Consider the following 13,378-nt stretch of genomic DNA (forward strand, 5'->3'; position numbering starts at 1 on the left):
ACATTACGTAGCTACTATTAAGAATAGAACTCAAAATGGATAAATGAACCTGAATTGGACATTCTATAGATGAGAATAAAGAGTGACTTGGAGGGAACGATGGACTGGTTTCGATTACTGCAGCACACATGTTCAATCTTAGCCTTTGTTTGTTTATTTTTGGTTTATGTAAAAATGCTCAAGGAATCTAGACGGAAACACGCACAAAAAAAAAGCAGCTGAGACTCAGCTGCTTTTTTTATTATGCTTGAAGTGCACCTTCAATACTTTCCTGGGTGATATTCCAATGGGACTCTGTCCATTTCACTTCACTGTTTTTAAGAAGAAAGATTTGCGGTGATTTGTGAACCACATCTAGATCTTCAGCAATTTTGTTAGAAACCGGACGGGATTCAATTACTTTAACATAAGCCGTAGCAACCTCTTGTCCGTTAGCAGATTCAACAAAAGTATTAAATTGTTTGAATGCATCTGCGCTAATGGGGCAAGACGTGCTATGTTTGAATACCAATACTGGCTTGTCTGCATCAGCCTTTGCTTTTACCTCTTGCCAGTCTTGTTCACTTGTTAGTTCATGTACATTTGTCATGGAATAGCCTCCTATCATCTGTAAGGTTGACTATAACTTTTTTTAAAGGAAGAATCAATGAAACAGGTTTGTATTATTCCGTGTAATACATTAACGCAATGGCTCCCGGCCCCGTATGAGTGCTAATAATCGGTGAAGTTGTTGTAACAAAATAAGGAACATTCGGAGCAATCGCTTTCAAAGCGTTCACTAGTCGCGTTGAAAGATCCTCTGCTTCTATATGAGTAATAGTCACTTTCTTTACGACTTTACCAAGTGCTGCTTCAGAAAATTGATTGGTAAGATAGTCGATAACTTGTTTGTAGGTTCGCATGTTTTTAATTGGTGTATATTCTCCATCTACAATGGCAGCTAAAGGTTTCACCTTTAATAGAGATCCAATTAAAGCTTTTCCTTTCCCAATACGTCCACCCTTTTGTAAATACTCTAATGTATCGACCATAATAAATAAGTGAGATTGGTCGCGAATGTCTTGAAGCTTAGTCAGGATTGGCCCCATTTGTATTCCGTTAGATGCCATCTCCGCAGCTTGTTCCACTTGAAACGCAAGTGCGCCAGATATAAACGATGAATCGAGAACTGTTACATCAGCTTTTGAATCAGATGCAGCAAGTTCGGCCGAATGAACGGTGCCGCTCAACTTTTCAGTCATATGAATAGACAGAATTTGAACTCCAGGGTATTTATCTTCTAATTGATCATATACGGTAAGAAATGTTCCAACGGATGGTTGAGAGCTTTTTGGAATCTCAGTAGAAACCTCTAACAAATCAATAAATTCTGTCGGATCAAGATCGATACCATCCAGAAATGTTTGACCGTTTGCTTGGATCGTTAAAGGCACAACCTGTATATCTAGCTTCTTAATAAGATCAGCAGGCAGGTCACAAGTTGAATCTGTTACAATTTTTATCATTCATTTTCTCCTAAAGAAAGACATATAAAAGCCTGAACATCAGGCAGATACGCTGCACATCTGACATTCAGGCTTCTCACATTATATCACATCATAACATCAGGATTGATTCTAACAATGACGAAATAATGAATTTATTTACCGATAACTAGACGGATTTCTTCAAATGTATAGTTTTCCGGTAGCTCATCCTTAATCGGTCTTAAGAACTCTGCACCCACTCGCTCGGCTGTTTGCAGGATTTGCTCTCTTTTATCTTCTGGAACAAGGCTAGCTAAGTTAAGTTCCATCCCTTCAGATTCCGCACGTATTAAATGATTAAGAATGGTTCTTTCTGATAATTCACGTTCATTTACAAGCTCTTGAATGGTTAAGCCGTTTAAAAATTGGGTTGCCGTCTCTAAATGATTCCCTTTCTTCCCAGATCCATTTGATGATGTCTTAGCAGGACGTAATGTGATATCCATCTCTGGCTTTTTATCTTTAAACGGAGCCAGTGCCTGGATAAACGCTTCTGCATACTTTGTTTTCTTCTGCTCACCCACTCCGCTAATGGAACCAAATTCCTCTTCTGTTTGCGGGATGTACTTACTCATTTCTTTTAACGTCTTATCTGAAAATACCAAATATGGCGGTATGCCACTTGCCGAGGCAAGCTCTTTCCGTAATTCTCGAAGTACAGCAAACACTTCATCTAACTCTTCAGGCTCTTTAGTTTCGGGTTCGATTCGCCTCATGACTTGCTCGTTGCCGAGTAATACGTTTACTGCACGCTCTGTCAGTTCAATTGTCGGATACTCAGAATTTGTCCGTTGCAAATACTCTTCAGCTACAAGATAATCAATAAACGATTGAACAGACTTAGCTGTTTGTTGTTTCATTAGGCCATAGGTTGGAAGTTTGTCTAAACCAAATTGTTTGATTTTCTGATTAGTAGAACCTGTTAAAATTTGTGCAATCATCATCGTTCCAAAGCGCTCTCGTGTTCGCTTTATACATGAAAACACCATTTGAGCTTCCTTCGTACATTCTTGTTTTTCACCTTGCTGTAAACAATTACTGCAGCGTCCACATGGCTCGTCCGAATCATCCCCAAAGTATCGTAGGATTGTCTGTTGAAGACAGCTTTCTGTATGACAATACGAAATCATCTTTTGGAGCTTATAAAATTCATTTTGTTTATATGTTGCGTCTGCATCCGATTGTTCGATGAAAAATTGTTGGGTTCTGATATCCTGTCCACCAAATAATAAGATACAATCTCCTTTTTCTCCGTCTCGACCCGCTCGACCTGCTTCCTGGTAATATGCTTCAATGTTTTTTGGTAGATTATAGTGAATGACATATCGTACATTCGACTTGTTAATTCCCATACCAAATGCATTTGTTGCAACCATCATCTCCACCCTGTCATACAGAAAATCCTCTTGACTCGTGGCCCTTTCAACATCGCTCATACCTCCATGATAGATTCCACATGTAAAGGACTTCTTTTCAAGGTGACTAGCGATCTGCTCCGCTTCTTTACGTGTTGACACATAGATAATTCCAGGCTCACCCTTACGCTGGTTCACAAAACGGGTCACAAATGCGCGTTTGTCGACCCCTTTCATCACCTGAAAAGATAAATTCGTCCGCGCAAAGCCTGTCACAACCGCATGATCCTCTGAAATCGCTAAATGTGCTTTTAAGTCATTTTGTACATCCTTTGTTGCGGTAGCCGTTAGAGCCAGCACATTTGGGCGAGGCTGTAGCTGTTCAATCCACTGCGGAATTTTCATATAGCTTGGTCTAAAGTCATGGCCCCACTGTGACATACAGTGTGCCTCATCAATCGCTACTAAAGAGATGTCGATAGAAGATAACAGCCTCTGAAACGCGAAATTCTCTAATCGTTCAGGAGCAACGTAAACAAGTTTATATTGACCGTCTTTTATTCGTTCTGTACGAGCAAATTCTTCTTGGGCAGACAAGGTACTATTTAAATAGGTTGAAGCAATACCGAGTTCATTTAAAGCATCCACTTGGTCTTTCATTAATGAGATTAAGGGCGAGATCACAATCGTTAACCCTTGAAGTAACATTGCGGGGATTTGATAACAGATTGACTTTCCTCCACCTGTAGGCATGATCGCTAGTGTATCCTGTCCATTTAATACATGAGAAATCACTCGTTGTTGTCCAGATCGAAAGGATTCATATCCAAACGTTTGCTGAAGTAGACGACGGGCATCCTCTTCTAGATTCGTACGTGACAAAACCAATGCCCCCTTTAAGAAGTGTAATAAGTAAAAAAGTTCGCAGCGTGGCGAACTTTAGTTTAATTCGACTTCTATTAGTTTATCATCTGTGTCGTCAGGATTGCCACGGCCATCTGTGTTATTTGTTAAAAAGTATAATTGATTATCTTGCACAAGAACATCTCGAATGCGACCATATCCTTCAATGAAAGGACTAATCTCACCTTCATCAATGTTCACCTCATACACAGCCTCCCCACGCAAACCTGCCATGTAAAGCTGATCTTCCATGGCAACAAGACCAGACGGAGCCCAGGTGTCGTCACCAGAATGAATGAATGGTGCCTCGATATCATCTGATGTATCGTCGCCTTCATAATCTGGCCAGCCATAATTATTTCCGGGTTCAATTTGGTTTATTTCATCTAATGCTGTTTGCCCGTGCTCAGAGCTATACATCGTTCCATCCTCTGACCAAGCAAGTCCTTGTGGATTACGATGGCCATAGGACCATACATATGAATCTTCCATTGGCATAGCATCTGGAATCGAACCATCAAACGTCATTTTTAGGATCTTCCCAGCTAATGAATCAACATCCTGAGATAATGGGGGATCCTCTGCATCGCCAGTTGTCACATACAATTCATCTTCAAAAATAGCTAATCTACCTCCGTTATGAGTAGGCGCCCCTGGAATGTTCCCTAGTAGCTCTGCTTCTTCTTCCCATACATCTTCGTTTCTTACCACTTGAATCACTCGATTTTTAATCCCTTCACTATCCTGATACGAATGATATAAGAACGCTTGTTGATTGGATTCAAAGTCAGGATGTAAAACAAATCCGAGCAGTCCCGATTCACCTTGCTGCACGATCTCCTCTGATACATTTAATGTTTGATCTGACACTTCTCCATCCTGTACCATTAAAAGGTTTCCATCACGGTCGGTAATAAACCAGCTTTCCTCATGCACTTGCATAGCCCACGGCGAATTCAATGAGTCAGCAACTATATTCTCGTCCAATTCAGATTCGTTTGTGTCCGTGCTGTTGTTAGCGTCTCCTTGGTTTTGCCCATTTGTCTCACTCGACTCCTCATCAGCCGGTTCCACTCCACAAGCAGTTAAAACACTTGCTGCTAGCCCCATCATCAATGTCTTTTTCATCTTATCCCCTCCAAAAACTCTATTACCTTTAAGGATATGAAATAAACCGCATTCTTTTTTAGATCAGTCGCGCGAAAAGCCTCTTTGCCGTTTACATCAGGCTTTTAAGGTTGTAGAATGGACAAGATGGACACAATTGCATAAATAAAAGCGTATAGCGCTTGTACCGATAATTGGAGGAAACAACACATGATTACTGTTCATAATGTAGGTTTGCAGTACGGAGACCGCAAATTATTTGATGAAGTGAATATTAAATTTAGCCCAGGGAATTGTTACGGATTGATTGGGGCTAATGGAGCTGGAAAATCAACGTTTATTAAAATTCTATCTGGAGAAATTGAACCTCAATCAGGTGATGTGAGCTTAAAGCCAGGACAACGTTTAGCTGTTTTAAAGCAAAACCACTTTGAATATGAGGAAGAAGAAGTACTTAACACTGTTATGATGGGTCACCCACGTTTGTATCAAGTGATGCAAGAGAAAAACGCCATCTATATGAAGGAAGATTTCACGGATGAAGATGGCATGAAAGCAGCTGAGCTGGAAGGCGAATTCGCTGAACTTAACGGGTGGGAAGCAGAATCAGAAGCTGCTGTTCTCCTAAAAGGACTAGGCATTGATGAGTCGCTTCACTACAAAAAACTAGCTGACCTAACAGGTTCAGAGCGTGTAAAAACATTGCTTGCTCAAGCTCTATTTGGTCAACCTGATGTTCTTCTTTTGGATGAGCCTACCAACCACTTGGACTTAAAAGCGATCCAATGGTTAGAGGACTTCTTAATTAATTTTGAAAACACCGTTATTGTTGTGTCGCATGACAGACATTTCTTAAACAACGTATGTACTCACATTGCTGACCTTGATTTCGGTAAAATCCAAGTGTATGTTGGGAACTACGATTTCTGGTATGAGTCAAGCCAGCTTGCCCAAAGAATGGCACAAGATAATAACAAGAAAAAAGAAGAAAAGATTAAAGAATTACAAGGCTTTATTGCTCGCTTTAGTGCTAATGCCTCGAAATCAAAGCAAGCAACTTCACGTAAAAAATTGCTAGACAAGATTGAGTTAGATGATATTAAACCTTCTTCTCGTAAATATCCATACGTTCACTTCGCTCCAGAGCGTGAGGTTGGAAACGATTTGTTACGTGTTGAAAACCTTAGTAAAACAATTGATGGCGTAAAAGTCTTAAACAATGTTAGTTTCACTATGAACAAGGATGATAAGATTGCGTTAGTTGGTACGCATGAAACAGCTAAAACAACACTTTTCAAAATCCTTACTGGTGAGATGGAACCAGACTCCGGAAGCTACAAATGGGGAATCACAACATCTCAATCGTACTTTCCTAAGGATAACTCCAGCTTCTTTGAAGGAAATGAAACATCAATCCTTGAATGGTTAAGACAGTATTCTCCTGAGGATGATAGTGATACATTCCTACGCGGTTTCTTAGGTCGTATGCTTTTCTCTGGTGAAGAAGTGCACAAAAAAGCAAACGTCCTATCTGGAGGAGAGAAAGTTCGTTGCATGCTTTCTAAAATGATGTTAAGTGGTGCAAACGTTCTTCTTTTAGATGAGCCTACCAACCACCTTGACTTAGAATCTATTACAGCAGTCAACAATGGTTTAATTAACTACAAAGGGTCGATGATCTTTGCATCACATGACCAACAGTTTATTCACACGATTGCTAACCGTATTATTGAGCTTACAGACGAGGGCTTAATTGACAAAGAGCTTTCTTATGAGGAGTTTCTTAAGGAAAGAGCTTAATTAACTTAGTTAGCAAAACATGAACATAGCAATATATCCGCTACAGGAGAAACCCTCGCTTGTTCAAATAAAATAAGGAATGGCGAATGATTCTGCAATTGAATCATTCGCCATTTTTGTATTGGTTTTTAGTTATGTCCCAACCTTCTTCTTTTTTACAAATTACTCCTTCACTGCCCCTTCTGCTACTCCTGCCATAAATTGTCTGCTAAAGATGATAAACAAAATAATCAGAGGTAACGTGGCCATCAGTGTGCCAGCCATGATCATGGCATAGTCTGTATCATACACACCATTTAATTGTGACAGCATGACTTGTAGAGTATATTTTTGCGGATCATTGATCGTAACAAGTGGCCATAGATAGTCATTCCACACATTAATAAATGTAAAGATCCCAAGGAAGGTTAAAGCTGGTCTTAATGTTGGTAATGCGACATTCCAATACAATCGGAACATCCCACACCCATCTAATCTACCTGCATCAAGTAAGTCATTCGGGACGGATTCCTGACAAAACTGTCTGATCCAAAAGATCCCAAATGCACTTGCAAGACTCGGAATAATTAAGGCTTTATACGAGTCTACCCAACCAAACTGAGCAATTAACAAGAAGGAAGGAACAAAACTCATTTGAGCAGGAATCATCATTGTAAGGAGCAGCGCTACAAACAACATATTTTTACCTGGAAAATTGAATTTTGCAAAAGCAAATCCGGCTAGTGAACAAAAGAACAAGACACCTATTGACGTTACAGTAGAAACAAAAACGGTATTAAATAAGGCTTGAAAAAAGTTAATATTGTCAAAAACATCATTGATATTGTTCCAGAGCTCGCCACCAAACGTAAGACGAGGCGGAAATTGTAGAATTTCACTTGTAGTATTGGTTGCCATCACAATCAGCCAATAAAACGGAAAGATTGAGATAAAGACTCCGATTAATAGCAAAAGATGCACGATAAGCTTCATATACCAGCGATCATTTGTCATTCCATTCCCTCCTCCTTATGCTCGTTGAACAAGCTTCCAATTGATAAATGAGAACGCTCCTATAATAATAAACATCATCCATGAAACAGCTGAAGCATAACCATAGTTACTATTTATAAAGCCTTCATTATACATATAAAGAGTCATCGTCATTCCTGCTCCTCCTACACCACCTGATAGTCCGAGTAAGACTTCTGGCTCTGTAAAGATTTGCATTGATCCAATCGTAGTCATAATGACTGTAAATAAAATGATTGGACGAAGCAATGGAATCGTGATACGAAAGAAAATCTGAATTTTATTCGCTCCATCAATCACCGCTGCTTCATATAAAGATTTAGGAATACTTTGCAACCCTGCTAGATAAATGATCGCATTATACCCAACAAATCGCCAAACGACCATGGAAGCAATAACAACTTTAATTAAAAACGAAGAGTTCATCCATTCAAGCGAGCCAATTCCTATGAGAGATAGAACATAATTTAATAATCCATATTGATTACTAAAAATCGTTTCAAAAATGATCGCTACAGCAACGATCGAAGTGACGTTTGTAATAAAAAACATTGTTCGATACGCCCCCCTCATTCGTAGCCTAGGGAGATTTAACAAGAAGGCGATCACTAAGGCAAAAAACAGCATTGGTACACTGGACAGGAACCAGATTGCAAATGTGTTCCCTACCGATTGCCAAAAAACGGGTTCTGTTAACAGGTAGTTAAATTGAGAAAATCCCACAAACGTCATGTCACCTAACCCCGACCAACTATGAAAAGACAAATACAGAGAAAATAAAATCGGAAACAATCCAAAGATTAAAAACAAGAGAAAGAAAGGTGAAATAAAAAGATACAGGATTCGATGCTTCCATATTTCACTCCATAAGGAAGGCTTACTCATTGCTTCTACACGGTCACTTGATGAATTCGGAACTGGACGACTCATTCATATCCCTCCTACTCATTTGTTTGTCTAGATAACTCTCGACTAATCTTCGTCTGCACATCTTGCCATGCAGTGTCTGGATCTTTATTTCCTCTCTCCACTAATGTGAGTTCATCCTCAAAATAACTTCTTAGCGGTCCGTAAAGATTTCCGTAATATGTTAGAGGTACATCCTTTGCTGCTTCTGCATACACCTCCATTACCACTTGATCACCAAAGAATGGGTCGGGTTGATACAGATCCTCTGACTCAATGGTTTCAATGGTAGAAGGGAAAAGCTCTACGCCTAAATAATGTTCCTTTTGTGATTCTGTTGATACTAATGCTTTTGTTATCTCAACTGCCAAATCCTTTTCCTCTGAAGATTCTAAAACCCCTAAAAATGAACCTCCATTATTTCCTGCTCCACCAGGTGCTGCTGTAATCCTCCATTCACCTGCTGTATCAGGAGCAGCGTCCTTTAAGATATTCGCTTCCCATACTGCCCCAATAAATGAAGCGATCGATCCGTTATTTAGTGCTGCATTCCGTTCTCCATCCGCAATTCTCGGTGTTAGCTGCAGTTCATTTACCTTCATCGCCATATCCCAAGCTTCTCGAACCGATCCGCCATCGCCAATATATTCTTCATCTGTTGTAAAGTATTTATCTGATTGTTGTTCAATATTTTGTAAATACGTTCTTTGCAGGTTATCAAACATAAAGACCCCTGTACGTTCCTTCATCTGCTCCCCTGCTTTAACATAGGCATCCCAACTATTAATTTGTTCTGCAACTTCATCTGGTTCAGAAGGCAGACCAGCCTCTTCAAATAAGTCCGCTCGATAATATAAGACGGTTGGACCTGTATCAATCGGTAGGGCAATCATTGTGTCTGTTTCCGGGTCAATCGCTAAATTCCATTTCCAATCTAAGTAGTCTTCTTTTATTTCCTCTACTCCGTAATCATTTAAGTTTACGAACTTATCACTATACTGAAGATACTCAGAGGCCCAGTCATTCATCGCCACGATATCTGGTCCATTCCCTGCAATTAAAGCGGTATGCAGCTTTGTTTTGTATTCTCCGCCCACTTTCTGAGCATTAATAGTGACACCAGGGAACTCTGCCTCAACATCTTTAATCACTTGATCATCTAACGCACGATGCCAATACCACAGAGTAATGGTTGTATCGCCTTCTGCTCCTTCTGAATTCGCACAACTAACTAGCATCCCTGTACAAAATGCACCTAGTAAAAGACGGTTTAGTCGTTTCATAACATCCTCCTCAGAATATGATAACGCTTACATTTAAACTTTTACGTAAAATAGTTGGACGTACAACTTATAATATATTAAAATGAAATCGATTACAACAAGTTTACTAGGAGGCTTATTTTATGAATCATATAAACATTTCAGCTGTTAAAAAGCCAATCAGTTCATTAATCTTAGGCTCTGATTATTTTACACCTCAAAATCAAGAGAAAGTAAACGAGATGATTGAGGCGTTTGTTGAAGTTGGTGGGAACACAATTGATACCGCATACATTTATGCAGGTGGTGAGAGTGAAAAAGCAATTGGACAGTGGATTGATCAAGCCTCTAATCGAGATATATTAAATATATGGACAAAAGGTGGTCACCCAAATCAACATGGACATACGATTAATCAAGTTGAATTGTATGATCAGCTTCAAACAAGTCTTGAACGCCTAAAAACAGACCATGTTGAATTATATGCACTCCACCGAGATGACTTGACAGTACGCGTAGAAGATATACTTGAGTGGTTAAATGAGCATGTTCAAGCTGGGAGAATTCAAGCATTTGGTGCATCAAATTGGAGTGTAGAAAGGCTTCAAGAAGCGAATCAGTATGCAGCTAAAAACGGTATGCAGGGCTTTTCGTTTTCAAGTCCAAACCTGAGTTTAGCTAAAGCAAAAGAGCCTTATTGGCCAGGATGCGTTAGCGCAGATCAGCAGATGATCGAATGGCATGAGCAAAGCAAGCTTCCATTATTCTCTTGGTCTTCACAAGCGAGAGGATTCTTCACGGGTCGATTCACTCGCGATAATTTGGAGAATGAAGATTTAGTTCGTGTGTTTTATAATGATGAGAACTGGGAACGTTACGACAGAGCAGAGAAGCTATCGAAGGAGAAACAGTGCAGTTTGATTGAAGTTGCTTTAGCGTATGTATTAAATCAAAGCTTCCCGACAGGTGCTATTATTGGACCACAAAACCGTCAAGAATTACAATCTTGTGGGCGAGGAGCAAGTCTTACTTTATCAGCCGATGAAATTGCTTATCTTGATTTACAAAAATAAATGAAGTTAAAAAGGCGAGTTGCTCAAGTGATGAGCTCCTCGCCTATTTTATTGATTATATTTTTTGTATCATTTTATCCACATCATTCTTTTTGAACTTTCGATATACAAAAAATCCAAGAGCAACACAAGCGACAATAACAAGATATGTGACTTGCTCTAGTATGGATTGAACCTGCCCTATCATCTGGCCGAAGAAGTAACCCATGGAGAAATAGGCTGCAACCCAAATGGAAGCAGATAAGAAAGCGTACGTGGCAAAGGTTACATATCGAATGGACGAAGCCCCTACTCCAAGTGGAACAGCATGGCGAACAAACGGAAGATAATAGCTAAATAATAGCGCACGCTTACCATGTCGATTAATAAGCTTTGTACTTTCCTCAGCTCGTTTTTTCCACTTTGCACCAAAACGAGTTTGTTTAGTCATCGTCTGATTCATCCTTGCTCCAATTGTATACCATATAGAGCCATGACAAATGACTGCTGCAAAAATAGTTAAAAACGTTGGAATCGGTTCTACATACGTTAATGTAACCATCCAACCACCTGTCATTAATAGAACTTCATTTGGGACTGGAAAAATAAACAATCCGATGGCAAAACAAATAAATAATGCTGTATAACCATATGGTAAGACGTGATTGATCATTTCATTGATCCAGTCCATTGTATTCATCTCCTCAGGAAATAGATACCCTCATTTCCCTCATAGAAAACAAAAAAAGTGCGAAACATAACTTTAAATTGATGATTAAAACACGAACGTAGCACCACATCCACTACAGGAGAATCCCTCTGCTCGTTTTAATAAAACAACAAATGGGCGAATGATTCTGCTATCAAATCATTCGCCCTTTGTGTATTCATTTTTAGATATGACTCAAGCTCTTTTGGTTACCCTTTAAAATACTCTTTGTAATATCCACCGATCTTACCTGTGTTATCAATCACAAAATAAAATTCCTCAGTCTCATTTTTTAATGGATAGGTGTTTCCTACTGTTAAAGCACGGTTAACCATATACTTTTTGGCATCCGTATGAACGCATGTCAGTTCACGGATGGTTTCGTTTGTTTCCCACTGTTGATGAATCATTTTCATTACCTGCCTTTAATTCGTGATAAAAAAGAGAAGCTGACGAGTCAGCTTCTCTAAGCATACAATACTTATCCTTCTAACAACAAGTTTTCTGGGTCCTCAAGCATTTCCTTCACTTTCACAAGGAAGCTTACTGCTTCTTTCCCATCTACGATTCTATGATCATATGAAAGAGCAATGTACATCATCGGACGATTTTCAAAGGTTTCCTCGTCAATAGCAACTGGTCTCCATTGAACTTTATGCATGCCCAAGATACCAACCTGAGGTGCATTAAGAATAGGTGTAGACCATAGAGAACCGAATACTCCACCGTTTGTAATTGTGAAGCTACCGCCTTGTAGATCAGATAAAGCAAGCTTATTATCACGCGCTTTTAGACCTAGATTACGGATTTCACTTTCAATTCCTGCAAATCCTAAGCGATCTGCATCACGAACAACTGGTACAACTAGACCATCATCCGTTGAAACAGCGATCCCAATGTCATAGTATTTCTTCATTAGGATTTCGTCTCCTTGAATCTCTGCGTTTAATAATGGGAATTGTTTTAATGCCCCGATTACCGCTTTTGTAAAGAATGACATGAACCCAAGTTTTACTCCTGTTTTTTCTTGGAATGCATCCTTACGACGCTTACGAAGATCCATCACATTTGTCATATCAATCTCGTTAAAAGTCGTTAGCATCGCAGCTGTTTGCTGAGATTCAACCAAACGTTTAGCGATCGTTTGACGACGTCTTGACATCTTAATACGCTCTACAGGTTTAGCAGGATTATCTGCTTGTGCAGGTGCTTTTGTTTCTTTTTTTGTTTCCTTTTTTGGCTCTTCTTTTTGAGTTGAATGGGAATCAACATCTTGCTTACGGATCGTTCCGTTTGAGTTAATATCTTTTAACGAGATCCCTTTTTCTCTTGCGCGTTTGCGTGCAGAAGGAGTTGCTAGTCTACGCTCATCTTCTGTTAATTCTTCAGAAGACGTTGATTGAGGAGCTTCTTCCTTCGACTCTTCTTTTGATTCAGGAGCAGCATCTTTTTTCTCTTCGGCTGGTTCAGAGCTTTGCTCATCGCTTCCTTGATCGCCCGATCCATCAGCGCTCTCATCAATAATGGCAATTACTTCTCCGACTTCAACTGTATCACCCGGTTCACGCTTTAGCTCCTTAATCACCCCAGAATATTCTGATGTGATTTCAATGTTGACCTTATCTGTTTCCAGTTCTGCAATATACTCTCCTTGATTAACGTGATCGCCTACTTTTTTTAACCACTCGGCAATCGTTCCTTCAGTAATCGATTCAGCTAGTTCTGGTACTTTAATTTCAGTCATGAT

At 39.6% G+C, this 13,378-nt stretch carries 12 protein-coding genes; 2 read left to right on the plus strand and 10 right to left on the minus strand.

Going from position 1 to position 13,378, the window contains the following annotated elements; genetic code table 11:
- Window positions 1–241 precede the first annotated feature (241 nt).
- The 4 genes from ytxJ to NSQ54_10705 form a co-directional block, all read right to left on the minus strand.
- A complete protein-coding gene (ytxJ, locus tag NSQ54_10690) occupies window positions 242–589 on the minus strand; it encodes a bacillithiol system redox-active protein YtxJ (protein ID WYP24805.1) in 348 nt (115 codons plus the stop codon).
- A 73-nt stretch (window positions 590–662) separates the two neighbouring features.
- Window positions 663–1,505, minus strand: a complete 843-nt coding sequence (locus NSQ54_10695) for a DegV family protein (protein ID WYP24806.1) — start codon at window positions 1,503–1,505, stop codon at window positions 663–665.
- A gap of 134 nt (window positions 1,506–1,639) precedes the next feature.
- Window positions 1,640–3,763, minus strand: a complete 2,124-nt coding sequence (gene recQ, locus NSQ54_10700; GenBank protein ID WYP24807.1) for a DNA helicase RecQ — start codon at window positions 3,761–3,763, stop codon at window positions 1,640–1,642.
- A gap of 57 nt (window positions 3,764–3,820) precedes the next feature.
- On the minus strand, window positions 3,821–4,912 hold the full coding sequence (locus NSQ54_10705) for a PQQ-dependent sugar dehydrogenase (GenBank protein ID WYP24808.1): 1,092 nt from the start codon (window positions 4,910–4,912) through the stop codon (window positions 3,821–3,823).
- Window positions 4,913–5,101: 189 nt separating this feature from the next.
- Between NSQ54_10705 and NSQ54_10710 the strand changes: the two genes are divergently transcribed.
- A complete protein-coding gene (locus NSQ54_10710) occupies window positions 5,102–6,691 on the plus strand; it encodes an ATP-binding cassette domain-containing protein (GenBank protein ID WYP24809.1) in 1,590 nt (529 codons plus the stop codon).
- A 162-nt stretch (window positions 6,692–6,853) separates the two neighbouring features.
- Here the strand turns inward: NSQ54_10710 and NSQ54_10715 are convergent, their stop codons facing one another.
- The 3 genes from NSQ54_10715 to NSQ54_10725 are packed head-to-tail and all read right to left on the minus strand — an operon-like array spanning window position 6,854 to window position 9,891.
- Window positions 6,854–7,684 carry a carbohydrate ABC transporter permease gene (locus NSQ54_10715; protein WYP24810.1) on the minus strand — a complete coding sequence of 277 codons (831 nt, stop codon included), beginning with the start codon at window positions 7,682–7,684 and terminating at the stop codon, window positions 6,854–6,856.
- Window positions 7,685–7,699: 15 nt separating this feature from the next.
- Entirely contained in the window at window positions 7,700–8,632 is a 933-nt protein-coding gene (locus tag NSQ54_10720) for a sugar ABC transporter permease (GenBank protein WYP24811.1), read from the minus strand.
- A gap of 11 nt (window positions 8,633–8,643) precedes the next feature.
- Window positions 8,644–9,891, minus strand: coding sequence for an ABC transporter substrate-binding protein (locus NSQ54_10725; GenBank protein ID WYP24812.1), 1,248 nt, complete (start codon window positions 9,889–9,891; stop codon window positions 8,644–8,646).
- 122 nt (window positions 9,892–10,013) lie between these two features.
- Between NSQ54_10725 and NSQ54_10730 the strand changes: the two genes are divergently transcribed.
- The gene (locus NSQ54_10730; GenBank protein ID WYP24813.1) at window positions 10,014–10,943 is read left to right on the plus strand and encodes an aldo/keto reductase; all 930 of its coding nucleotides are present in this window, start codon (window positions 10,014–10,016) and stop codon (window positions 10,941–10,943) included.
- 55 nt (window positions 10,944–10,998) lie between these two features.
- Here NSQ54_10730 and NSQ54_10735 read toward each other — a convergent pair whose 3' ends face one another.
- From NSQ54_10735 to sucB, 3 genes are all read right to left on the minus strand, one after another.
- Window positions 10,999–11,613: a DedA family protein gene (locus NSQ54_10735; GenBank protein WYP24814.1), complete on the minus strand. Its 615-nt coding sequence runs from the start codon at window positions 11,611–11,613 to the stop codon at window positions 10,999–11,001.
- A gap of 227 nt (window positions 11,614–11,840) precedes the next feature.
- Window positions 11,841–12,041, minus strand: coding sequence for a DUF6501 family protein (locus NSQ54_10740; protein ID WYP24815.1), 201 nt, complete (start codon window positions 12,039–12,041; stop codon window positions 11,841–11,843).
- A gap of 71 nt (window positions 12,042–12,112) precedes the next feature.
- The gene (gene sucB, locus NSQ54_10745; protein ID WYP24816.1) at window positions 12,113–13,375 is read right to left on the minus strand and encodes a dihydrolipoyllysine-residue succinyltransferase; all 1,263 of its coding nucleotides are present in this window, start codon (window positions 13,373–13,375) and stop codon (window positions 12,113–12,115) included.
- Between the last annotated feature and the right edge of the window lie 3 nt (window positions 13,376–13,378).

Source organism: Alkalihalobacillus sp. FSL W8-0930 (assembly GCA_037965595.1).
GTDB lineage: Bacteria > Bacillota > Bacilli > Bacillales > Bacillaceae_D > Alkalicoccobacillus.